The organism is Haloarcula nitratireducens (assembly GCF_019599505.1).
The window spans coordinates 20,551-43,257 of sequence record NZ_RKLT01000015.1 but is presented as its reverse complement, the minus strand read 5'-3'; the positions used below and the strand labels follow the sequence as shown (position 1 = coordinate 43,257).

26 protein-coding genes and 1 tRNA gene are annotated in these 22,707 nt (G+C 66.0%); 13 read left to right on the top strand and 14 right to left on the bottom strand.

Translation table 11 applies throughout. The features are described from left to right. Positions 1-89 precede the first annotated feature (89 nt). On the bottom strand, positions 90-1,079 hold the full coding sequence (locus EGH23_RS20045; protein ID WP_220581759.1) for an aldo/keto reductase: 990 nt from the start codon (positions 1,077-1,079) through the stop codon (positions 90-92). A 729-nt stretch (positions 1,080-1,808) separates the two neighbouring features. Next, positions 1,809-1,882, bottom strand: a tRNA-Tyr gene (locus EGH23_RS20040). 226 nt (positions 1,883-2,108) lie between these two features. Between EGH23_RS20040 and EGH23_RS20035 the strand changes: the two genes are divergently transcribed. The 4 genes from EGH23_RS20035 to ftsZ all read left to right on the top strand — a co-directional run bounded on the left by EGH23_RS20035 (position 2,109) and on the right by ftsZ (position 4,627). Then, a complete protein-coding gene (locus tag EGH23_RS20035; protein ID WP_220581758.1) occupies positions 2,109-2,273 on the top strand; it encodes a hypothetical protein in 165 nt (54 codons plus the stop codon). A 76-nt stretch (positions 2,274-2,349) separates the two neighbouring features. Further along, on the top strand, positions 2,350-2,997 hold the full coding sequence (locus tag EGH23_RS20030) for a double zinc ribbon domain-containing protein (protein WP_220581757.1): 648 nt from the start codon (positions 2,350-2,352) through the stop codon (positions 2,995-2,997). A 215-nt stretch (positions 2,998-3,212) separates the two neighbouring features. Further along, positions 3,213-3,395, top strand: coding sequence for a ribbon-helix-helix domain-containing protein (locus tag EGH23_RS20025; protein WP_135301923.1), 183 nt, complete (start codon positions 3,213-3,215; stop codon positions 3,393-3,395). 2 nt (positions 3,396-3,397) lie between these two features. Continuing rightward, a complete protein-coding gene (gene ftsZ, locus EGH23_RS20020) occupies positions 3,398-4,627 on the top strand; it encodes a cell division protein FtsZ (protein ID WP_220581788.1) in 1,230 nt (409 codons plus the stop codon). Between the two features lie 86 nt (positions 4,628-4,713). Here the strand turns inward: ftsZ and EGH23_RS20015 are convergent, their stop codons facing one another. The 4 genes from EGH23_RS20015 to EGH23_RS20000 all read right to left on the bottom strand — a co-directional run bounded on the left by EGH23_RS20015 (position 4,714) and on the right by EGH23_RS20000 (position 7,794). Then, entirely contained in the window at positions 4,714-4,992 is a 279-nt protein-coding gene (locus tag EGH23_RS20015; RefSeq protein WP_220581756.1) for an ArsR/SmtB family transcription factor, read from the bottom strand. A gap of 60 nt (positions 4,993-5,052) precedes the next feature. Continuing rightward, complete coding sequence (locus EGH23_RS20010) at positions 5,053-5,802, bottom strand: DUF4397 domain-containing protein (RefSeq protein ID WP_220581755.1); 750 nt, start codon at positions 5,800-5,802, stop codon at positions 5,053-5,055. 191 nt (positions 5,803-5,993) lie between these two features. Continuing rightward, positions 5,994-6,995 (bottom strand): tRNA 2-thiolation protein NcsA, encoded by a 1,002-nt coding sequence (gene ncsA, locus EGH23_RS20005; RefSeq protein ID WP_220581754.1) that lies wholly within the window; start codon positions 6,993-6,995, stop codon positions 5,994-5,996. Positions 6,996-7,092: 97 nt separating this feature from the next. Further along, positions 7,093-7,794 carry an alpha/beta hydrolase gene (locus EGH23_RS20000; protein ID WP_220581753.1) on the bottom strand — a complete coding sequence of 234 codons (702 nt, stop codon included), beginning with the start codon at positions 7,792-7,794 and terminating at the stop codon, positions 7,093-7,095. Between the two features lie 90 nt (positions 7,795-7,884). Between EGH23_RS20000 and EGH23_RS19995 the strand changes: the two genes are divergently transcribed. The 4 genes from EGH23_RS19995 to EGH23_RS19980 all read left to right on the top strand — a co-directional run bounded on the left by EGH23_RS19995 (position 7,885) and on the right by EGH23_RS19980 (position 10,126). After that, positions 7,885-8,535 (top strand): DUF7095 family protein, encoded by a 651-nt coding sequence (locus tag EGH23_RS19995; protein WP_425433250.1) that lies wholly within the window; start codon positions 7,885-7,887, stop codon positions 8,533-8,535. Positions 8,536-8,597: 62 nt separating this feature from the next. Beyond that, a complete protein-coding gene (locus EGH23_RS19990) occupies positions 8,598-9,116 on the top strand; it encodes a DUF4188 domain-containing protein (RefSeq protein ID WP_220581751.1) in 519 nt (172 codons plus the stop codon). 43 nt (positions 9,117-9,159) lie between these two features. Further along, positions 9,160-9,603 carry a CopD family protein gene (locus EGH23_RS19985; protein WP_236044968.1) on the top strand — a complete coding sequence of 148 codons (444 nt, stop codon included), beginning with the start codon at positions 9,160-9,162 and terminating at the stop codon, positions 9,601-9,603. Beyond that, on the top strand, positions 9,596-10,126 hold the full coding sequence (locus EGH23_RS19980) for a DUF7965 family protein (protein WP_220581750.1): 531 nt from the start codon (positions 9,596-9,598) through the stop codon (positions 10,124-10,126). The genes EGH23_RS19985 and EGH23_RS19980 overlap by 8 nt, the downstream gene beginning before the upstream one ends. On the opposite strand, the gene EGH23_RS19975 is transcribed toward EGH23_RS19980, so the two are convergent. From EGH23_RS19975 to EGH23_RS19960, 4 genes are all read right to left on the bottom strand, one after another. Then, positions 10,107-10,850 (bottom strand): class I SAM-dependent methyltransferase, encoded by a 744-nt coding sequence (locus tag EGH23_RS19975; protein ID WP_220581786.1) that lies wholly within the window; start codon positions 10,848-10,850, stop codon positions 10,107-10,109. The two genes, EGH23_RS19980 and EGH23_RS19975, sit on opposite strands and share 20 nt — an antisense overlap. Before the next feature lie 120 nt (positions 10,851-10,970). Next, positions 10,971-11,804, bottom strand: a complete 834-nt coding sequence (locus EGH23_RS19970) for a deoxyribonuclease IV (protein ID WP_220581749.1) — start codon at positions 11,802-11,804, stop codon at positions 10,971-10,973. Positions 11,805-11,864: 60 nt separating this feature from the next. Beyond that, positions 11,865-12,659, bottom strand: a complete 795-nt coding sequence (locus EGH23_RS19965; protein WP_220581748.1) for a lipoate--protein ligase family protein — start codon at positions 12,657-12,659, stop codon at positions 11,865-11,867. 78 nt (positions 12,660-12,737) lie between these two features. Continuing rightward, a complete protein-coding gene (locus EGH23_RS19960; protein ID WP_220581747.1) occupies positions 12,738-13,412 on the bottom strand; it encodes a helix-turn-helix domain-containing protein in 675 nt (224 codons plus the stop codon). Between the two features lie 82 nt (positions 13,413-13,494). Between EGH23_RS19960 and EGH23_RS19955 the strand changes: the two genes are divergently transcribed. Genes EGH23_RS19955 through EGH23_RS19945 form a run of 3 tightly spaced genes read left to right on the top strand, consistent with a single transcriptional unit; the run spans position 13,495 to position 16,132 of the window. Beyond that, on the top strand, positions 13,495-15,138 hold the full coding sequence (locus EGH23_RS19955; RefSeq protein WP_220581746.1) for an NADH-quinone oxidoreductase subunit D: 1,644 nt from the start codon (positions 13,495-13,497) through the stop codon (positions 15,136-15,138). 44 nt (positions 15,139-15,182) lie between these two features. After that, positions 15,183-15,713, top strand: a complete 531-nt coding sequence (msrA, locus tag EGH23_RS19950) for a peptide-methionine (S)-S-oxide reductase MsrA (RefSeq protein WP_220581745.1) — start codon at positions 15,183-15,185, stop codon at positions 15,711-15,713. Continuing rightward, entirely contained in the window at positions 15,710-16,132 is a 423-nt protein-coding gene (locus tag EGH23_RS19945) for an acyl-CoA thioesterase (protein WP_220581744.1), read from the top strand. Before msrA ends, EGH23_RS19945 begins: the two co-directional genes overlap by 4 nt. Before the next feature lie 61 nt (positions 16,133-16,193). On the opposite strand, the gene EGH23_RS19940 is transcribed toward EGH23_RS19945, so the two are convergent. Then, complete coding sequence (locus tag EGH23_RS19940) at positions 16,194-16,667, bottom strand: cation:proton antiporter regulatory subunit (RefSeq protein ID WP_220581743.1); 474 nt, start codon at positions 16,665-16,667, stop codon at positions 16,194-16,196. 197 nt (positions 16,668-16,864) lie between these two features. Here EGH23_RS19940 and EGH23_RS19935 point away from each other — a divergent pair, with 197 nt between their 5' ends. Then, on the top strand, positions 16,865-18,154 hold the full coding sequence (locus EGH23_RS19935; protein WP_220581742.1) for a DUF389 domain-containing protein: 1,290 nt from the start codon (positions 16,865-16,867) through the stop codon (positions 18,152-18,154). 162 nt (positions 18,155-18,316) lie between these two features. After that, on the top strand, positions 18,317-19,219 hold the full coding sequence (locus EGH23_RS19930) for a serine/threonine-protein kinase RIO2 (RefSeq protein ID WP_220581741.1): 903 nt from the start codon (positions 18,317-18,319) through the stop codon (positions 19,217-19,219). A 200-nt stretch (positions 19,220-19,419) separates the two neighbouring features. On the opposite strand, the gene EGH23_RS19925 is transcribed toward EGH23_RS19930, so the two are convergent. Genes EGH23_RS19925 through EGH23_RS19915 form a run of 3 tightly spaced genes read right to left on the bottom strand, consistent with a single transcriptional unit; the run spans position 19,420 to position 22,676 of the window. Continuing rightward, positions 19,420-20,616 (bottom strand): ABC transporter substrate-binding protein, encoded by a 1,197-nt coding sequence (locus tag EGH23_RS19925; RefSeq protein WP_220581740.1) that lies wholly within the window; start codon positions 20,614-20,616, stop codon positions 19,420-19,422. A gap of 54 nt (positions 20,617-20,670) precedes the next feature. Then, on the bottom strand, positions 20,671-21,522 hold the full coding sequence (locus EGH23_RS19920; protein ID WP_220581739.1) for an ABC transporter ATP-binding protein: 852 nt from the start codon (positions 21,520-21,522) through the stop codon (positions 20,671-20,673). After that, complete coding sequence (locus tag EGH23_RS19915; protein ID WP_220581738.1) at positions 21,522-22,676, bottom strand: FecCD family ABC transporter permease; 1,155 nt, start codon at positions 22,674-22,676, stop codon at positions 21,522-21,524. The genes EGH23_RS19920 and EGH23_RS19915 overlap by 1 nt, the downstream gene beginning before the upstream one ends. Between the last annotated feature and the right edge of the window lie 31 nt (positions 22,677-22,707).

Below are 22,707 nucleotides of genomic sequence, written 5' to 3'. Positions count from 1 at the left end.
GCAAGCGCACTTGAACTGTGCGGTGAGTCGCGACGGCGGGCGGCACTCCGATGCCGTCGGCAGAAAATCTCGGCGTCGCTCCGCTGCCGTTACCAGCGGTGGTGAACCGAGTCGAAGACGTACTCCTCGTAGATGTCCCGCACCGCGCCGTGAGTCTGGTTCGAGAGCGGCGCTTTCTCGCTGGCCGCGGCGTTGGCCTCGATGTGTTCGGGCGTCGTCGACCCGGGGATGACCGTCGAGACGGCGTCGTGGTCGAGGATCCAGCGCAGCGCCATCTGCGCCATCGTCGTCTCCTCGGGGACGTGGTCGCGCAGTTCGTCGACGGCGTCGAAGCCGTCCTCGACCGGGAGGCCGGCGAACGTCTCGCCGCGGTCGAAGGCCTCTCCCTCGATGTTGAAGTTGCGGTGGTCGTTCTCCGGGAACTCCGTGTCGCGCGAGAGTTCGCCGGTCAGCAGGCCCGACGCCAGCGGCACCCGAACGATGACGCCGACGTCGCGGCGCGCGGCCTCCTCGAAGAACAGCTCCGCGGGCCGCTGGCGGAACATGTTGAAGATTATCTGGACCGTCTCGACGCCGGGGTACTCGATGGCCTTCAGCGCCTGCTCGACCTTCTCGACGCTGACGCCGTAATGGGCGATCTTCCCCTCGTCTCTCAGGCGGTCCAGCGCCTCGAAGGTCTCGGGTTGGTAGTACGCCTCGGTCGGCGGGCAGTGCAGTTGGACGAGTTCCAGCGTCTCGACGCCGAGGTACTCCCGCGAGCGGTCCACGAACTGCGAGAGGTTCTCGTAGTCGTAGCGGTCGGCGGTGTGCGGGTCGAGGCGGCGGCCGGCCTTCGTCGCCACCGTCACCTCGTCGCGGACGCCGCGCTCGTCGAGCACCTCGGCGATGCGTCGCTCGCTGAAGCCGTCGCCGTAGACGTCGGCCGTGTCGATGAAGTCGATGCCGGCGTCGAGCGCGGCCCGGACCGCCTCGCGGCCCGCCTCTTCGTCGACGTCGCCCCAGTCGCCGCCGATGTTCCACGTCCCGAACCCGACCTCTGTCACGTCGAACCCCGTCGTCCCGAGTTGGCGATGTTGCATACGCTCGCTACCGCTCGCGGTTACTTGTGGCTGTGCCAAGCGGCATGCGGCGCTGGAGACGTGCGGCAAAAAAGGGCGTTGAGCCCGATAGCATCGGCTAGGACGTGCCAGTGTGGACGTCGAGGGCTATTCGACCCACTCGGCCCGGCGGACGTCGTATCCGTCGCAGACCGGACAGGAGTGGTACTGGACTTCGAACGACTCCTCACATTCCAGACAGATGTACGGGCATCTATCCTGTTCCCCGAGTTGGGAAACGTTGCGTGCTTTGTCAAAGACTCCCATCGACGACCAAGCCATGCTTCTACCCGCTCTGTCAAAAAGAGGGTGGGTCGTTTACGCGGTTTCACGCCCCCAATCTGACGGTTCTCCGTACAGGTTACGGGCGTTCGCGTCGAGAACTGTTCTCTCGCCTGACTCGTTCGCAGGCCGCCTGATCTGCAAGGGGGCCGGAACCCATTCGATGTTCTATTGGCCACTAGTACGATACTAGGTTCGTCGCTCTCATCGGTACTTCGCGTAGCCGGCGAGCTACAGATAGAGCGGAACGAGGTACCGAAATGGATTTCCGACAGCAGTTCGGCCGACAGAACGAGTCCGCCCTCCCCGATTTGAACAGATGGGAGACGTTCCGGGCGTGCGGCGTGTCACGCCGTTCCGGGACTGCGACTCCCGTGTTCAGATCTACTCAGTTGGACGTTTCACTGCTCACGCTGTTCGCAGGAAAAGTCCGCCCTCCCCGATTTGAACGGGGGACAAGTCGATCTACAGTCGACTGCTCTACCAGTCTGAGCTAAGGGCGGGCAGCAACAGGAATTAGCCCGCCGTCCGGACTTAAGGATTGTTATTCTCGGGGCGTTCGCGGGGCGCTCACACGGGGATGCGTACCACGTAGGATGCTCGCTCACTCACCGCAGCAATCGGACCGCGAGATGGGGGAACACGTAAACCACCGGTCGTTGTACGTCTCTGTCAGTGCTCGGAGACTGCATCTACTGTTCCGATCCCCTCACCAGCGAGCTGCGGTCAGTGACGTGCGACCACTGCGGCACCGGATTTCACGTCGCGTGTGCCCGCGATGCGGGGGAGCTGTCCGTCGAGGAGAAGTCACACTTCCTGCGGTCGAACGCGTACCACGTCGAGTGTCCGGACTGCGGCGAACGCTGGGACGCCGGGTTCGATCCGCGAGAGTGAGCGCGTCTCGGCAGCCGTGCGTCTGACGTATCGGGAAGATTTTAATACCCGGGTGACGACCTGTCTTACGAGTCGGATGAGCAAGATCACGTTCCGCGCTGACGACGACCTCATCGAGCGCCTCGAAGCGTTCGACGCCTCGAAGAGCGAGGTCATGCGCGAGGCCCTCCGAGCGTACCTCGACGGGAGCGGCGACGACCCGTCACCCACTCGCTCTGACTCCGCCGAGTCGACGGGGGCCGAATCGGTGACCGACACCGAGAGCATCGACGAACTCATCGCGGAGCGTGTCGACGCCATCATCACCGACCGGTTACCCGAGCGGCGGCCCGCGCGGCAACCACAGGATGTCAACGTAAACATCTCCCTCGACGCCGAACGCGGCGCTGTGGCGACCGAACAGGCGGCCGAGTCACACGCGTCCGACGCGGCCGCTGCCGATGCCGCCGACGACGTATCACACGGCGCTGAGAGCCGTAAGACACCGACCGAACGCAGTGAAAACGCGGAACCGGGCGAACAGATCTCCTGTGCCCAATGTGGCGAAAACCTCTCCGAAGACCACGTTTACTGCCCGAATTGCGGTGAGAAGGCGTCACGGCGCGTCTTCTGTGACTGCGGTGACGAGATCCGGTCCGACTGGGGGTTCTGTCCCAGCTGCGGTCGTCGGACGCCGGCGGCGGACGTACTCGACCGATCGCGAAGTGGCGCAAACGAGCGGTAGCGCGTTTCTTCTGACGTAAACGCGCGTTTGTCATACACTCGGCGATAGTTTTAATATCCCCCAGTTTGTGGTACATCTTGCGTAAGACGGTCGTCTTACACGGTGTGCGCAACGGTGGCATCCCGCCATCGGCTTGCGGTTTCACGGTGTAAACAACTGGACGGGTCGAAATCTCGACTCGTTCAGGCCGTCTTACCCAAAGGGGACCAATAACAATGGAGCGTGTGACACTACGGATTCCGAAGCAGCAGATCGAAGAGGTCGAACAGATGGTCGAGACGGGGGAATACCCCAACCGAAGCGAGGCGATTCGCTCGGCCGTCCGTGAGATGCTCGCAGAACAGGACGGCTCCGAGCGTGCTTCCGAGAAGCAAAAGCGGACGTGGGCGAGGGCCTAACGATGCAGGACATCGTCAACGAGGCCCTCGAACGCGACGAGCAGGAACAGCAGAAGATGTCCGAGGACGACGTCGACGGGTTCGGCGACCCGCGGATCGTCATCGTCGGCTGTGGCGGTGCCGGGAACAACACCGTCAATCGGCTCTACAACATCGGCGTCGAGGGTGCCGACACCGTCGCCATCAACACGGACAAACAGCACCTCAAGATGATCGAAGCCGACACGAAGATTCTGGTCGGCAAGTCCCTCACCAACGGACTCGGCGCCGGCGGCGACCCCTCGATGGGCGAGCGCGCCACCGAGATGGCACAGGGGACTATCAAGGAAGTGCTGGGCGACGCGGACCTCGTGTTCGTCACGGCCGGCATGGGCGGCGGGACCGGCACCGGTGCCGCCCCCGTCGTCTCGAAGATCGCCAAAGAGCAGGGCGCGATCGTCGTCGGCATGGTGTCGACGCCGTTCAACGTCGAGCGCGCCCGCACGGTGAAAGCCGAGGAAGGCCTGGAGAAGCTCCGCAACGAGGCGGACTCCATCATCGTGCTGGACAACAACCGCCTGCTCGACTACGTCCCGAACCTGCCCATCGGCAAGGCGTTCTCGGTGATGGACCAGATCATCGCCGAGACGGTCAAGGGGATCTCCGAGACGATCACTCAGCCGAGCCTCATCAACCTCGACTACGCCGACATGACCTCCATCATGAACCAGGGCGGCGTCGCGGTGATGCTCGTCGGCGAGACCCAGGACAAGAACAAGACCCAGGAGGTCGTCAAGGACGCGATGAACCACCCGCTGCTGGACGTGGACTACCGCGGTGCCAGCGGCGGCCTGGTCCACATCACCGGCGGCCCGGACCTCACCCTGAAGGAGGCCGAGGGCATCGCTCAGAACATCACCGAGCGCCTCGAGGCCTCGGCGAACGTCATCTGGGGCGCTCGCATCCAGGAGGAGTACAAGGGCAAGGTCCGCGTCATGGCCATCATGACCGGCGTCCAGTCCGCGCAGGTGCTCGGCCCGACCACGCAGAAGCAGGCCAACAAGTCCCGCGAGGCGATCCAGGAGGTCGGCGACGACACCTCCTTCGACGCCTCCGAGAACTTCGAAGCCAGCGCCAACGACGGCGGCACCGCCAACCACGCCGGCAGCCCCAGCGGCTACGGCGAGACCGACGGCGGCCGCGACCAGCGAGAGAAGAACAACGGGCTCGACGTCATCCGGACGAACGAGTAACCGCCGACCGACTCTCCTTTCCTCTCCGTTTTCGCGCTCCGAGCGACGGCTCCCGACGAACGCGGTCAGTCGAACGGAACACGCCGCTAAGCGTCGGTCGTCTCCGCGATCCGCTCGATGACCGACCAGTATTCCTGAGCCGTCTCCGTCGGGAAGTAGACGGCCCCGTAGTCGGAGTCGCTGTGCTCGACCAAGCCGTGCTTCGAGAGCACGTCGAGGTGGTGTTCGACCGTCTTGTAGTTGAGCGAGAGGTCGTCGGCGAGCCGGTGGCGGTTCCGCGGTCGCTCGTCGAGGACGCGAAGGATTCGGACCCGGTTGGGCCCGCCCTCGGTGCCGGCGAGGACCTGCCAGAGCACGGTCTCCATCGGCGGAACGGACGCGTTGGGACGCCCTTAGTATACGCCACGTATCGACGGTAAGCCGACTCAGTGGTCGTCGTCGCGGCGGGCGTCGACCGCTCCCAGGAGGTCGAACACTTCGTACTCCGCGGCTTTGTCGGGCATGAAGAACCCGGTGGCGACGACGGTGTACACCCGGCCCGGACGGAGTCGGACGTCGAACTCCGCGTCGAAGGGGTTGTCGTTCTTCGAGCTCGCGGGTCGCACTTCCAGCTCGTAGCGGCCCGGCTTGACCGTCAGATAGTCGCTCGCCTCGCCGAACTCGAGGTCTTCGATGAGGACGGCGTCGCCCTCGTCGAGGGTCACGTCCACGTCGGGGGCGTCCGGCGAGGCATGGATGACCCGAACGCGGGCCCGGTCCCGTCGGATGCTCCGGTCGTCCTCGTAGACGAACACCTCGAAGTCGTCCTCGGCGAGTTCGCCGGTGGCGACGACGGTGTACGCCTCGTCCTCCTCGAGTTCGAGGTCGTCCTCGAAGACGACGGTGTCCCGGTCGCCTGCGGCGGTTATCTTCACCTCGTACTCGTCCGGTTCGACCCGGAGATAGTCCGAGATGGTGCCGTACTCGACGTCTTTCAGTACCCGGTCGCCGTCGACGTAGACGTCGACGTCCGGAGCGTCGGGGGACGCGTGGACGGCCCGGACGAGGGCGTCCTCGTCGTAGTCGTTATCGTCCTCGTAGTCGTCATCGTCGTGCGCACTCGCGACGCCCGCGATGGCGGGGGCGGTTCCGGCGGCGGCGATACCTCGCAACACGTCTCGTCGGTCAGGTGTCATATGGAATACACCGTCAGAAAGGGAGGATTACCGACACATGAACCATTTCCAGATTCCCACCGGGAACGGGCACGACTCATACACGAGTCTGACACGAATCGCCCACGAGGCAGACGCGAGTGAGACACGAGTCGGTCACCAGTCGTGCGGGCGTTAGACACGACTTATGCGCGAATCGGCGACGCGCTCGATTAAACCGCTTCGAGGGCGTCGAGGAGGTTGCACTTCCGACACAGGTCCCGAGCGGTCGGCGCGCCGCAACTGTCGCACTCGCCGAACTCGGCGTCGGCATTGTCGCCGCCGTAGGCGTCGGCCGCCAGCGCCGCGAGCTTCTCGTAGCCGGCCATGATCGAGTGGCGCGTGCCGGGGTGGTTCTCTTCGAGACCGAGCATCAACTGCTGGATCTCGCCGCGGTAGGCCTCCTCGGCGTGGGGACACTCGGTGATGTGTGCCGGCAGGTCCCGGAAGCGGGCGTACAGCGCGATCTCCTTCTCGGGAACGTCCCGAAGCGGTTTCGCCCGCGGGACGTGGTGGTCCTGTTTCTCCCGCGTTCGTTCGGTCGGCGCGTCACCGTTGGACTGCTTTTCGAACGGCCCGAGCGAGGCGTCGAAGTGCTGGGCCATCTGCTCGACGTCGCCCTCGAAGAAGTTCATCAGCGCCGTCTCGGCCTCGTCGTCTAGGTTGTGGCCCGTCAGCAGTTTGTCCGCGTCCAGTTCCTCGGCGTACCGCGAGAGGACGTCCCGGCGGAAGACGCCGCAGTACGCGCAGGCGGCCATCCCCTCGGGGTCCTTCTCGACGACGTCGTCCATCCGCACGTCGAACTCCTCGGCGTAGGAGACGACTTCGTGACGGATGCCCAGGTCCTCGGTCAGTTCCTCGCAGGCCTCCAGGCTCTTATCGCGGTAGCCCTCGATCCCCTCGTGAATCGACAGGGCGACGAGTTCGATTCGCGGGTCGCGCTCGAAGACGTCGTGGAGGATCGACGTGAGGACGACGCTGTCTTTCCCGCCCGAGAGACCGATGACCCACGTCTCCGGGTCCTCGGGGGTGGCGTCGTCCGAGACGAGACCGTCCTCGCGCACCCGCCTCCGGAGTCGCTTCTCGACGGTCCGACAGAGGTGGTCCTCACAGAGGTGGAGCCCCGAGTACGCCGCGTGCAGCACCGCGTGGTCCCCGCACTTGTCACACTCCATCGTCTCCGCTTTCGTGCGAGCGGTGGTGAGGGTTTCGTCTCGGTTCGAAACCCCAGCGGTCGTCGTCCACGAGGGCCGCGGGCGGCCGAGAGCGGATCTACGAGAGCGCGTCCGGGCCGCGTTCGAGGGCGTCGAGCACGGTGTCGATATGTCGGTCCCGAGCGCTCGAACTGAACAGTTCGTGTCCGCCGTCGTACAGGCGGATTCGGTCGGCGGGCAGTCGTTCCCCGATGGCTCTCGGGTCCACTATTCTGTCCGTGAGACTGCAGAACGCGACGGCGTTCTCGCGGGCCGGCGGGAGAGAGGCATGTGCCCGGCGAGTCGTTCGCAGGAACGCGGGCGAGGCGGCGTCCGGCCCGTCGCGCATCTGTGCCTCGGTGGCGAGGTCGCCGATGGCCTCGCGTTCGAGCGTACCGGTGGGGAGGAACGGTTCGGTGATGGGGAGTCGGGAGAGTGCCTCCACGACCGTCTTCGGGAACGGGAGGTCGTCGCCCCACCACGGACTGAGGTAGACGCGATTAGTGACGCCGTCGGCGTCGAGGTGCGCGGTGGTCAGCCCGCCGGCGCTGTGAGCGAGAATCGGGAACTCGTCGAGGTCGGCGGCGTACCTCCGAACCGGGTCGACCCACTCGCGCCGGACGTCGGTAATGTGCGTCGGCAGTTCGACGGCGTGGACGCGGTAGCGCTCTGCCAGTCGGTCGACGAGCCACCGGACGTTCTCGTGACGACAACGATTGCCCCACCCGAGGACGAGCAGACAGTCCCGCTCTGCTCCATCGTCGTAGACGCGAACCTGCATGGCCGGGCCTTCGACGGCCCCCTGTAAAAGGCCGCGGCCGGCAGAGCGTCAGCGATTTGCCCGCCCGTCCACTACGCCCACGCGATGAGCATGGACCGCGCGGCGGCCGTTTCCCGAGTCGAGGACGTCGTCGCCACCGTCGAGGAGGAGACGATGCCGGTGCCAGTTCGGGAGGTATGGGTGTACGGCGACGTGGCGCTGGGACTGGACCCCATCGAGCGCCTCGATATCTACGTCACCAAGGACATCCTGTTCAAGGACGCCCCCGAACGCGCCGAGGAGTTCCAGCGGAGCCACGGCGTCGACGGCGTCGGCAAGACGGTTCGCGCGGAGTGGGCCGACGAGTACCCCGAGTACCTCCGGGCCAACGCGAACGGCCACGCTGCCCCCGAGAAGTGTCTGGCCGCTCACCTGCTGCCCGACGACGGGGACGAACCGGTTCACCTAGAGGTGTGTAACGCCTCCTTCGACGACAACGTCACCCAGCGGCTACAGGGCGCGATGGCCCGCGACGACTACGAGCAGATTCTGGACCCCCGCGGCGCGTGTCTGTGGGTGGACGGGCAACGCTCCGAGGAAGCCTTCGAGAAGCTCCGGGACGGCGACTTCGTCCTCCCGACGCTGTCGGGCGCGCTGGAGATGCTCGGGATGGACGACGGGGAGGCCGACGAGGCCGCCGACGCCGTTCGGGCCTACCGCGAGCGCCAGGAGGGCGCGACGGTCCGCGGCGACGTGGTGTGAGTGTGATCTTTTCCGTACACTAACAGACATGCGTCGGGAGCCAGTAGTGTTAATCGAAAGACATGAGCGACCCGATTCCACGCCGGATGACCGCCGACGTCGACGACGGTTTCGTGGTGTTTCGCATCGGTATCCGCCTCAACAAGCTCTGGAAGGTCCACGAGTGGCTCCCCGTCTTCCTCGCGATGCCCCGGATGTTACGGGAGCTCGACGCCGACCCCGATAGCGGGCTACTCGGCCGCCGGACCAGTTTCGGCCTCAGGAACGTCACCCTGACGCAGTTCTGGCGTTCCTTCGAGGATCTGCACGCGTACGCCCACGACCCCGACGGCGAGCACTTGCCGGCCTGGAAGCGGTTCGCCGCCGAAGTGGGCGAAGGGGGCGACGTGGGCATCTGGCACGAGACCTACCGGGTTCGGGCCGGCGACCACGAGTCCGTCTACGTCAACATGCCGCCGTTCGGACTGGGGGCCGCGACCGGTCTCGTCCCGGCGACCGGCGACCGAGAGACCGCGGCGGAGCGAATCGGAGAGACCGTCGACGAGGGAGCGACGGCCGACGGGGACGGAACCGACGGCTGACCGGCGACCAAGCGCTTTTGTCGAGCCGCGCGTACTACGACCGATGGCGCAACTGGTCTCCCTCGCCGTCCGAACCCTCCACGTCCTCACCGTCACCGTGCTGGTCGGCGGTACCGTCGCCGTCTGGTACGGCTACCGGACCGCCGCAGTGACCGACCTGACCTCCGCCAGACGGTACGAATGGCTGTTCTGGGGCGCGCTCGGCGTCCTCGTCCTCACCGGCGTCGGCAACCTCGGTGCACTCGGCGTGCCCGGACCGACGACCGACTGGGGACGGACCCTGCTCGTGAAACTCGTCGCGGTACTGGGCGTCGCAGTCGGGTCGGCGGTCAGAACGCTCGTCGTCGTCCGTGCGGGCGAGCGCGACGGTTTCGAAGCCGATACCGCGAATACGGCCCTCCGCGGAACGCTCGGCCGAGCCTACGGCGTGACCGCCGTCGCGCTCCTCGCGCTGGTCGTCCTCGCGGAGGTGTTGGCACATGGCTGAGTCGGCCGCCGCCGACGGCCGGCGGCTCTCGCTGCTCCCGTGGGCGCTCGGCACCGTCGACGTCGTCTCGTTCGCCCTCGTCGGCGTCGTCGCCGCCCACGCGGCGGGCGTCCTCGGCGGACTCCTGCAAGGGCTGAACACGCTCGCGGGCGTCGCCGTCTTCCTGTATCTCTGGGCGATATTCGTCCTCGCTGCGCGCTGGGTGCTCTCGACGGCGTCGCTCGCCGACGCATCGCTGCGCGCGCTCGCGTTGCGGGGCGTCGCGGCCGGCGGAGCCAGCGGCGTCGCTTTCCTCCTCGGAATCCTCGCGGTGACCGCCGTTCCGCAGTTGCTCACGAGCCAACCTCTCTCGGCGCTACTGATCGTCCTCATCGGCACCGTCGTCGCCGCGCCGATCGGTGCCCTCGTGGGTCTCGTCCTCGGCGGCGTCGACATCGCCCTCTATCGAGCCGCCGGCTACCTGCTCCCCGACGAACCCCGTCGAGAGACCGCAGACGGGCGGACTACACCCGACCGACGGTGACGAAGAACGGGACCGTCTCGCGGCGCTCGTAGTCGTCGGTCTGCATCTGGGAGATGACGTCCCGTCCCATCTTCCGCCAGCGTTCGCGCAGCGCGTCGTACTCCTCGGGGGTCGTCTCGCCGGCGAGGATCGTCTCACGGTCGCTGGCCAGCCCCTCACCGGTCGCCTTCCGCCGGGCGGCCCGCACCGCCGATTCACCGTAGGGCGGTTCGACGGTTCGCTCCTGATCGTACCGGCGCGTCGAGATAACGTCGAGGCCCGCCGACTCGAACACCTCGGCGGCGTCGGCCCCGAGCGTCACGTCCGTCCGGACGCCGTCCAGAAAATAGCGCCGCGCTCGCCGGGCGAGGAGGGGTTCGCGTTCGATCGTGGAGTCGACGGAGACCGCGCCGTTGTTCGGTTCGATGGCCGCGACCCGGTCGCCGGCGACGCGGGCGAACTCCCGCACCGCCGCCTCGGGGTCGGGGAGGTTGATGAGCAGCGCCTGACAGACCACGAGGTCGAACGAATCGTCGGCGAAGGGGAGTCGCGTCGCGTCGCCGCGGACGGCCGGGCCGTCCACCGCGGCGAGCAGTTCGGCGTCGGCGTCGAGGCCGACGACCGTCCCGCCCGACTCCTCGCGGAGCACCCGAGTGAGTTCGCCGGTGCCACAGCCGACATCGAGGACGCGGTCACACTCCCCGAGAGCGAGGTCCGACAGCGCCGCTCGGGAGTCGGTCCACATGCCCTCTCGCGTGCTTTCGAGGTAGTCGGCTGAGAACTCGCGCACTGTCGGAGAGAGACGGTTCGGCGGCAAAAAGTTCGCGGTCGAACCGCCTCGGCGGTCACTTTCCCTCGTGAGAGATTATTCGTCGCGAAGTTCCCGAACCCGTTCGATGTTCCACGCGAAGCTCTTGCCGTTCTCGGTTGGCGTCTCTAAGACGAACGGCACGTCCGCGACGGCGTCGTGGTTGACGAACGCACGCATGCCGTCTTCGCCGATCTCACCCTCGCCGACGTGGGCGTGCTCGTCCTTGTTCGTCCCGCAGGCGTGCTTCGAGTCGTTGAGGTGGACGCAGGCGAGGCGCTCTAAGCCGACCACGTCGTCGAACTCCGCGAAGGTCTCTTCGACGCCCTCGGGCGTCGAGATGTCGTAGCCCGCGGCGAACGCGTGGGCGGTGTCGAGACAGAACTCGACGTCCTGCTCGGTCCGCTCGCCCACCGCCGCCAGGTGCTCGAAGTCGCCGCCGAGTTTCGTCCCGCTCCCGGCGTCCGATTCGACGAGAACGGTGACGCCGTCGGGGATCTCCAGGTCGTCCAGCACGCTCGCGGCGTTGTCGAGACCGCCGTCGACGCCCGCGCCGGTGTGCGCCCCGAGGTGGACGTTGACGTATTCGATGCCGAGTTTCGCGGCCGCCTCGACCTCCTTCTGCATGGAATCGCGGGACTTCTCGCGGAGGTCCTCCTTCGGCGTACAGAGGTTCACGAGGTACGAGGAGTGGATGACCCACGGGCCGACGCCGTTGTCCTCGCTCAGTTCCCGGAACTTCTCGGCCTCCTCGTCGTCGATGTTGGGGTCCTGCCAGACCTGCGGGGAGTGGGAGAATATCTGCCCGCAGTTGCCCTCGTACTCGACTTGCTCTGTAACGGCGTTGTACGCGCCGCCCGCGATGGAGGTGTGTGCACCGACTCTGACCATGCTCTCGGTCGGCGACGACGCGACAAAGAGATTCCGAACTGTCCGCCGAACCGACACGCGCTACGGCGAGCGACGGACCCACGCCTCGGTGTCGTACTTCGACTGCGCGCGCTCGCGTGCGCGCGAGCGCTCCTCCTCGGTCCACTCGCCTTCCTCGGCGTCGACCCAGTCGGCCAGCGTCTCTTTCAGCGTCGCTACCGCCACCTCGCGGTCGATATCTGCGTACTCGTCGATGGCACCGACTCGCTCGCGGAACGCGTCGGTGTCGGCGTCGCCGGCGAAACAGCCGCAGTGGCGCTCGGGCCGCAGCGAGAACGACAGCGATCCGTGCTGGACGACGGCGTCTCGCTGGCGGTACTGGGCGTTCCCGCCGAGTTTGCGGCCGTCCGGCCCGACGATGTCGTGGGCGGGGTGGAGCGCGCGGAGGTAACAGGCCGGTTGGTGGACGGCCTCGCGTTCGCTGTCGACGAAGGACGCATCGACTCCCATACCCTCGAAGGCATCTAGAACCGGCTCACAGAACAGCTCGTAACACTCCATGAGGTCGCCCGGAACGGCGTCGGTCGGGGCGACGATGCCGTACGAGATGTCCGCGACCGAGTCGTGATAGATAGCGCCGCCGCCGGTCGGTCGGCGCGTCACGCCGATGTCCTCGCGCTCGCAGTACTCCCAGTCGACGCTGTCGGGGTCCTGTCGGTACCCGAGCGAGAGCGTATCGGGCCACGTGTAGACGCGAACGGTGGCGGGACCGCCGTCGGCGACCGTCTCGGCCGCCACTTCCTCGAACGCCATCGTCAGCGGCCCGTCGTGTCGCTCCTCGCCGACGACGCGCCAGTCTAGGTCCGCGAGTGTCATCGGCGGCGGTAGGTGGTGAGATGCGTTAGGCGTTGCGGGCCACGGGAGGAGATCGATTCGAGTCGCGCATCGATGCCCTTAGACCGGACCGCGGTACTCCTCGACCGCGCGTTCCATCACGCGAGCTTCGGCTTTCCGGAGGTGTTCGGCGGCCGTCCCCGGCGCGCAGTCGAGCCGATCGGCGACGTCTTCTGTCGTCCCGCTCCGCGGGTCGTCGTAGTAGTCGCAGTCGACGGCGGCGGCGACGGCCTCGAACTGCCGGTCGGTCAGCGTCGACGCCGTCTCGAAGCGGCGACTGTCGTACTCGCTGACCTCGCGGACGTCGGCCGAGATGCCGTCGGGGACGGCTTCGATAGCCCGCTGGACGGTGCCGCCGGGACCGACGAGCGCGAGGCGGATGGTCCCGTCGGCGCGGTACGCGATCGGAGAGACGACCACCAACCCCGCCCTGACGAGCGCGTCGACGAGTTCGTGGTCCTGTTCGGACGGGTTGCCGCGCACGTAGAGGTAGAACGTCTCGTCCGGGCACGTCGAGATGGCGTACTCGACGACGTTCTCGGCGCGGTCGAGCGCCTCGCGGTAGGGCTCGACCGGGTGACCGTCGACGTGAAAGAGGAGGGTCTGTACGTCCTCGCCGAGCGCGTTGCCCCGGACGAGGTAACTGGCGTCGAAGCCGTCGTGCTCGACGACGAACTGGTGCATCGGATGGCGGAGGTCGGGAGCCATCGAGAGGGAGAGCCTGACGTACTTCATGTCGGCAGTTCGGACACTTGGTATAAAGGTACCTCGCAACAGAGGCAGCAAGGCGAGGGAGAACGCGGCCGACGAATCAGGTATGTCACGGACAGTCGGGGTCACAGAGCGCGATGCGAACGCGGACCTCGTCGAACCGATACGCGAGTACGTCACCGACGAGGAGACTCACGAGAACGCGCCGGCAGTCGTGGTCCGCGCCGACGAGGTGCAAGCGGTGCTCTCGACGCTGAAGACAGAAGCGGGACTGGACCACTGCGCCTGCGTCACCGCACAGGAGTACGCCGACCGCTTCGAGACCATCTACCACCTGCGGAGCTACGACGACCCGACCCGCGAACTGTCGGTGGTCGTCCCCACCACGTCGGACCACCCTCACAGCGAGTCGGCCGCACCGGTGTACCGGACCGCCGAGTGGCACGAGCGCGAGGCGTACGACCTGCTGGGCATCGAGTACGACGACCACCCGGACCTGCGGCGTATCCTCTTGCCCGAGACGTGGCAGGGTCACCCGTTGTCCCGTGACTACGACCAGGACCAGCCGCAGATCGTCACCTTCCGCGAACACCAGCACCTGCTCGAAGACAGGCGTACCGGTCCCGATACGATGCATCTCAATATCGGGCCGCACCACCCCTCGACGCACGGCGTCCTCCACCTCAACGTCGAACTCGACGGCGAGCAGGTCGTCGGCGTCGACCCCGACATCGGGTTCATCCACCGCTGCGAGGAGCAGATGTGCGAGTCGGGGACCTACCGCCACCAGATCATGCCCTACCCCGACCGCTGGGACTGGAGCGGGGCCGGACTGGCCAACGAGTGGGCCTACGCCCGCGCCGCGGAGGACTTGGCGGACATCGACGTGCCCGAGTACGCACAGGTGATCCGGACGATGTGTGCGGAGTTCAGCCGGATGTTGGGCCACCTGCTCGCGTTCGGCACCTACGCGCTGGACGTGGTCGGCGAGTTCAACGCCGTCTGGCAGTACGCGGTCCGCGACCGCGAACTCATCCAGGGGATCCTCGAAGACCTCACCGGGCAGCGCCTGATGTTCAACTACTTCCGGCTGGGCGGCGTCGCGTGGGACCTCCCGGAACCGCGCGAGCCGTTCCTCGAGAAGATCTACGCGTTCCTCGATTCGCTCCCCGAGAAGGTCCGGGAGTTCCACGACCTGGTGACCAACAACGAGATACTCCAGATGCGTACCGTCGACACGGGGTATCTCTCGCCGGAGACCGCCAGGGCCTACGGCTGTACCGGTCCCGTCGCCCGCGGGTCGGGCGTCGACTACGACCTGCGCCGCGACGACCCCTACGGCTACTACGACCGGCTCGACTGGGACGTCGTCACGAAAGACGGCGGCGACAACTTCGCGCGCCTCCTCGTCCGACTGCAGGAGGTCGAGCAGTCCGCGAGGATCGTAGAGCAGTGCGCCGACCTGCTCGCCGAGTGGCCCGAAGAAGACCGCGAGATCCAGTCGAACGTCCCCCGCACGCTTCGGCCCGACCCCGATACCGAGATCTACCGCGCCGTCGAGTCCGCCAAGGGCGAACTCGGCATCTACATCCGTTCGGACGGCACCGACACGCCCGCCCGCTTCAAGATTCGCGGTCCCTCTTTCTCGCACGTCCAGACGTTCCCCGCGATGGCCGAGGGCGAGTACGTCGCCGACCTCGTGGCGACGCTGGGCAGTCTCGACCCCATCATGGGCGACGTGGACCGCTAGCGTCGACCGTCTGTTTTTGTGCGTCCCCCGCCTATCTCTCTTCGATGACCGAGACCGAACAAGCGACGTTCGCCGGCGGGTGTTTCTGGTGTACCGAATCCGTCTTCAAACAGGTGAAAGGCGTCGAGAAGGTGGTCTCCGGGTACGCAGGCGGCCACGTCGAGGACCCGAGCTACGAGGCCGTCTGCCGCGAAGAGACCGGCCACGCCGAGTGCGTCCAGCTGACCTACGACCCCGACGTGGTGAGCTACGAGGACCTCCTGGCCGTCTTCTTCACCACCCACAACCCGACGACGCTGAACCGCCAGGGCAACGACGTGGGGACGCAGTACCGCTCTGCGGTCTTCTATCACGACGACGACCAGCGCGAGACCGTCGAGGCGTTCATCGACGACATCCAGCACGGCTACGACGACGACATCGTCACCGAGGTCGAGCCCCTGGAGACGTTCTACCCCGCCGAGGAGTACCACCAGGACTACTTCCAGAAGAACCCCAACCAGGCGTACTGCACGATGACGATCCCGCCGAAGATAGAAAAACTCGAGGAGAAGCACGCGGAGCTCCTAGCATGAGCTTCGAGTTCACGACCGAGGTCGACGTCCGCTACGACGACCTCGACACCTACGGCCACGTCAACAACGTCCGGTACGGGACCTATCTCGAAGAGGCCCGTATCGACTACCTGCAAGCCGTCGTCGATCGGGGCGACGGCGACCTGCTCTCGGCGGCCGGCGACGGGACCGGCATCGTCATCGCCAACCTCGAACTCGACTACGAGCGGCCGGTGCGAACCCCCGACAGCGTCACCGTGGGCGTCCGCGTCCCGCGTCTCGGTACCAAGAGCTTCCCCTTCGAGTACGAGGTCCGCTCCGACGGTCACGTCGCCGCCACCGGCGAGACGACGGTCGTCACCTACAGCCGCAAGGAGGAGGCCCCCCAACCCATTCCCGAGAGCTGGCGCGAAGCCATCGCCGAGTTCGAGGGACTATAACGTTTCCCGCGACTCGTTTCCCACGGTAGAGCGTCCGTCGGATCGCGCAGTTCGTCACGGCTCACCCGAGGAGGTCGGCCAGTCTCTCGTGAGCATCGTCGGTCCCGACGGCGACGAGAACGTCGCCCGACTCGATTCGAGTGTTCGCGTCGGGGCTCGATATGGTTCGGTCGCCCCGCTGGACCGCGAGGACGAGGACCCCCGTTCGACTGCGAATCCCGGCCTCACCGATGGTCCGCCCGATGACCGGATCGTCCGAACTGACCTCGACCCAGCGGATGCGCGCGTCCCGCAGGACGTCGTCGACGTCCTCGGGCGTCGGTTCGAAGTACGTCCCGTCGTATATCTCGGCGAGTTTCCGCGCCTGTCCCTCGGTGAGCGAGAACAACCGGTCGCTGTCGCCGTCGCCGTCCTCGCGCCAGTAGGTCTCTCGCGTCCCGTCGTTGCCGACGAGAACCGTCAGTCGGCCGCCGTCCGGGAACTCGACGGCGTATCGCCGGCCGACGCCCGGGAGGTCGGTCTCGTAGACGCGCATGCCTCGGCCTACGGACAGCACCCACTTCGCTGTTCGCGTGCTCCGTGTCTCATTTTCGAGCCGCCGCGATAGGCGAAGGTGGCCCATAGAAGGACCGCATATCGAGATCCCGAGAGTTACGTTCGCCAGCCCCGACGCTGGACCGGGTTTCGCAGGCAAGCAACAGCGCTTATCCCCTGACCGGCCACGGGAGAGACGTGCGCCAACTCCACATCAGTGTGGCAGAAGAAGACAAATCGAAGGTGACGTCCGTTCTCGACGATCACGGGGCGGATTACACGGCGCTTTCCGAGGGCGATTCCGTACACGTCTTCTCGCCCGTACCGACGCCGGCCGTCGGAGACGTGCTGAACGCTATCGAGGGGAAAGACATCGGGAGCGACGCGTACTCCGTGGTGACGAGAGCCGAGTTCGCGGAGACGCCGAAGTTACCCGACCTCCAAGACAGGTACTCCTCGACCGTTCAGTCCCTCTCGAAACAGGAACTACAGGGGAAAATTCGAGAGATCCAGTGGCCCTACCAGATATACTACATCGGGACGCTACTCAGCGTCATCGCGGCGGCCGCCGGGTTGCTCGTCGACCTGCCGGCGCTCATCATCGGGTCGATGATCATCGCGCCACAGGTCAGTTCGGCGCTCGCGGTCCCGGCCGGAGCGGTACTGGGCGACTGGAAGATGGTCACGTCGAGCGTCAGAGACCAGTTCCTCGGTCTCGCGCTCGGAATCGCCGGTGCCGCCGCGTTCGCGTTTCTCTTACGGGAGTTCGGATTCGTCTCGACGAGACTAGCCGTCACGAACCTCGAACTGTTGGGGCTCCGGGCCTCGCCGACGATGCTCTCGACGCTCGGGGCCGTCGTCGCGGGCATCGTCGGCGCCTTCGGCTACACGACCGAACAGTCGACGTCGCTCATCGGCGTGATGGTGGCCGCGGCCATCATCCCCGCCGTCGCAGCGGTCGGCATCGGCATCGCGTGGTCGCTGCCCGTCTTCACGTACGGGGCCTTCCTCCTGTTGCTGGTGAACCTCCTCTCGATCAACGTCGGCGCGGCCGCCACGTTGGTAGCGATGGGGTACCTGCCGGAGTGGTGGACGGACGACGAACCGCATCTCGAGAGCTTTCGGGAGTCGATGCCCTCGAAGTCCCGGACGTCGGTGTACGCGGTACTGGCCTTCGTCATCGTCGCCACCGCTGGAACCGGCGTCCTCACCGGCATGAACATCGCGTTCTCACAGAACACGACGCAGGAGGTCGAAGAGACGCTCTCGCAACCGGCGTACGATTCGCTCACGCTGATGGCCGTCCAACCGGCCTACGGCGGACCCCCACAGACTAGCGACCCAATCGAGGTGACAGTGTCAGTGAGCCACTCGACCGACGAGTCGTATCCGGACCTCGCATCGAGGCTCGAACGCGGCATCGAGCGGCGAACGGGGCAGGACGTGAAAGTCGTCGTCGAGTTCACCGGCACTCGAACGGCGGAGTGACGATAGAGCGACCTCATCTCGGTCCGTTACGCTACCCGCTTCTAACGCTGACGAGCACACCATCGCAGTACCGTATCGTATTCCGTATCGCGCTATCTGATTTATCGCCGGGTTCGAGCCGACGCGCCGAACTTTTACGAGTCGGGCGATTAGAGCCGGTACATGGTCCAGAACGTAGCTTCCGTGATGACGGAGTTGGAACCCGAGGACTTCCACCTCCTGTCGGGCGTCGAGCAGGGGATGCGCTTCTCCGAGTACGTCAACCGCGAGAAGCTCACCGAGTTCTCCCGGCTGAGCGAGGAGAACGTCGACTATCGGTTGGACCGCTGTGCCGATCGGGAGCTGCTCGAACGCAAGACGATGCAGTACGAGGGGTTCAAACTCACCTTCGAGGGCTACGACGCGCTGGCGTTGCACACCTTCGTCGAACGGGACACGATCGAGGGCTTCGGTTCGCCCTTGGGCGTGGGGAAGGAGAGCGACGTCTACGAGGTGCAGTCCTACAAGCCGATGGCCCTGAAATACCACCGCGAGGGGTACACCAACTTCCGCGAGGTCATGAAAGAGCGGGAGTACACCGCCGACCGCGACCACGTTTCCTGGCTCTACACCGCACGAAAAGCCGCCGAGCGGGAGTACGAGGCCCTCGAAACGCTGTATCCCGACGTCTCGGTGCCCCAGCCCATCGACACGAATCGCCACGCCATCGTCATGGAGAAGGTAGACGGCGTCGAACTCTCCCGAACCGGACTGGAACCCGAGCAAGTAGTTCCGCTGCTGGAACTGGTCTTAGACGAGATGCAGACGGCCTACCGCGAGGGGTTCGTCCACGCGGACATGAGCGAGTACAACGTCTTCGTCACCACCCAGGGGGTCGTCGTCTTCGATTGGCCCCAGGCCGTGCCGACCAACCACGAGAACGCACGCGAATTGTTAACTCGTGACATCGACAACATCGTGAGCTACTTCCAGCGGAAGTATCCGGCACAGGTCGACGACGTCGACGTCGACGCGGTGGCCGAGGCCGTGGCGACGGACTCGTTCGAGTCGCTGGCCGGATACTGACGTTTCGCGGCGTCCGTGGGTTTCTTCGATAGCGACGGCCCCGTTCGAGAGTGCACATCGCTGATCTAATAAAGTAAATAAAGCTATATCAAATCGGCGTCGGCGTTGAATCAGCCGGCTCGAGCGAGCGGGGCAAGGCAGCGCTTCCGCTACGACGAAAGAAAATCGTAAAATGATGCCCCCACGGTAGAGAGCGGCCGTTAGAAGTCGCCGTTGACGATGCTGGCGACGCGCTCGCGGTCGAACAGTTCGTCCTCGACGCCGTAGACCTGCTTCGCGGCGCGTTCGGTCACGACGAGGTTCGTGATCGGGCCCTGATACAGGGGGCCACCGCGGTAGACGTCGCCGTTCTTCACGGCGGTGAGTTGGCTGGCGACGTCGTGGTTCTCCATGAAGTCGACGACGGTGTTCTGGAACTCCGATTTCGTCTGGCCCTCGTGGCCCCGCAGCATGAGAATCGGCGGGTCGATCTCCAGCAGCGTCTCGTAGTCGATGGCCGCCCGGGTCGCGTGGAAGTCCTTGACGCCGGTCTCGGCCAGCGCGTCTCGGACCTTCAGGTCGCGCCACTGCTTGAAGCTCGTCCCCTCGCCGATGAGGTACGGCGAGAACTCCTCGGGTTCGTTGCCGGCGGCCCACATGATGGCGACGGCCGGGCGGTCGCCCTCGTCGGGGACGACGTTCGCGACGTTCGACTGGAACGTCTCGTCGTGATACGTCTTGAACGCGTCGTAGCGGTCGGTCCGCTGGAACGCCTGCGCGAGTTTCCCGAAGGCCTCGTACAGCGATAGGTACGGGTAGCTCTCGTGCCACTCGTATCCGGTCGAGAAGATGCTGTTGCCGAAGAAGGGCGCGACGTTCTCGGAGATCTCGTCGACGTCGCTCTGCTTCCAGCCCTTCGCGCGGTTGACGAGGAAGTTCGGGTCGATGACGTGGACGTCCGCGTCTATCGAGTAGAACTGCTCCTTCCCGACGCCGCTGCTCCCCCAGAGCTTCTTCATGCCGCTCTTGTCGACGCTGACGTCGGGAATCTCGTCGTAGTACTGCGTGTGGTATCGGCTCGGGAGCCAGACGCCCTCGGGCGGGTCCCGACCGAGTGCGACGCCCATGTCGGCCCAACTGCCGTTGTTGGCGACCCACGTCTCGGGGACCGCCTCGAAGGTGACCTCGCCGACCGGTTCCATCGACACGGCGTACCTGCCCCCGCTCGATGCCTCCGTCTCGGCGTCTGTCTGCTCGGTCCCTGCGGACGTCGCGGCGTCCGCCCCGGACGTTTCGGTGTCGTTCGGCGTCCCCGATCCGCCCTCGCTCTGTGAACAACCCGCGAGCGCGGCGGTACCGGCGAGGCCCGCGGCGGTCTGCAACACGTTACGTCTCGTTCGGCGTGGTTCGTCGGCCATGTTTTTAGGTTCGCCTAAAAGTTAAAAACACTTCCGAAACAAGGGCGGTCGCGACTACTCGTCGGGGAGCGCCCGCTTCGGGAGCACCTGCAGTTCAGGCTCGTGGGTGACGGTGGCCTCGACGCCGAAGACGTCGGCGAGAAGCTGTTCGGTGACCACGTCCGTCGGCGGCCCCCAGTCGTAGAGCTCGCCGTCTCTCAGCGCGACGAGGTAGTCCGCGAACCGGGCCGCCTGCGCGATGTCGTGGAGGACGATGGCGACGGTGACGTCGGTCTGCTCGTTCAACTGCCGGACCGTCTCTAAGACCTTGAACTGGTTGTGTAAGTCGAGGAACGTGGTCGGCTCGTCGAGCAAGAGGACGTCGGTGTCCTGTGCCAGCACCATCGCGATCCACGCGAGCTGTTTCTGTCCGCCGGAGAGCTGACCGACCTCCGAGTTCCGCAAGTGTTCGACGCCGGCCATCGAAAGCGACCGCTCGACCACCTCTCGGTCCTCCTCGGTCGTGCTCTCGAAGAACCCCCGATGGGGGTAGCGCCCGTGATAGACCAGGTCCTCGACGGTGATGGAGTCGGGCGACTCGTTCTCCTGTGAGAGGACCCCCATCGCGCGGGCGAGTTCCTTCTCGCCGAAGGACTGGATCTCCCGGTCCCACAGGCGGACGGTGCCCGACTCCGGGGAGAGGTGGTTCGACAGGCCCTTCAGAAGGGTACTCTTGCCGCTCCCGTTCGGGCCGACGAGGGCGGTCACCTCCCCTTCGGGGACGTCCAGACGGGCGATGTCGACGATGGTCTCCTCGGCGTTCGGATAGCTCAACGCGAGGTCTTCGGCGACCACCGCGCTCTCGACGGGGACGCCCTCGGTGTCGGTGACCCGCTCGTGGTCGCGTTCGCCGTCGGTCCGCGCCATCAGAGATCACCCATCGTCTGCTGTTTGCGCATGAGATAGAGGAAGTACGGGCCGCCGACGACGCCGGTGACGACGCCGACGGGGATCTGGACGGGACTCAGCGCGAGTCGCGCACCCACGTCGGCGACGACCATCAGCGCCGGGCCGGCGAAGAGACAGCCGACGATGAGCCGCCGGTAGTCGCTCCCGAGGACGATGCGGACGATGTGGGGGACGACGAGGCCGAAGAAACCGATGATCCCGGCGACGGCGATGGCCGTGCTCGCCGCGAGGATGGCGACCCCCGAGAGGAGGAACCGCATCCGTTCGACGCGCATCCCGAGCGACTTCGCCGTCCGTTCGCCCAGCAGCAGGACGTTGAGCTGGCGAGCGCCGCCGATAGCCAGGACGACGGCGAGCGTCGCGGGCACGATAGCCAGTCGGACTTGCTCCCAGCCGGTGCCGGTGAGCGACCCGGTTATCCAGGCGAGCGCCGACTGGACGACGCCGAGGCTGTCGGCGAAGAAGAAGAGCCCGCGCTGGAGGGACTGAAACACCATGTTGACGATGACGCCCGCGAGGACGAGCCTGACGGGACTGGTACCGCCCTTCCAGGCGATCCCGTAGACGAGGAGGAACGCGACGGTTCCCCCCAGGGCGGCCAGCAGCGGCAGCAACGCCGAGGTGGTGAGCGCGACGCCGCCGAACAGGACCGGGATCACGATAGTCACGCCCGGGAAGACGACGAGCGTCAACAGGACCACGAGCCCCGCGCCCGAGGAGACGCCGAGGACGTACGGACTGGCGAGCTCGTTGCGCGTCACGGCCTGGAAGATCGCGCCCGAGATCGCCAGCGACGCGCCGACGATGGCGGCGACGAACACCCGCGGGAGGCGGATGTTCCAGACGACGAGACTCCGCCGGTTCATCTCGGGGAGTTCGCCGCCCAGCAGGAACGACTCCCAGGCGTCGAGATCGAAGACGACGTCCGGGTTGAACACCGCTCGCCACGCCTGTCCGATCGTCATCGAATAGGAGCCGAAGCTCACCTGAACCAGGCCAGCGATGACGGTCACCCCGAGACAGGCCAGACAGAACGTCACGAGTTGGGGTGTGATCCAGCCGCGCTCGTCGGCGGTCTCCGAGGGGGCTGAATCGGAGTGCGCACTAGCCATGCATGGATTTAGGGTTGCCTAAACAGCATAT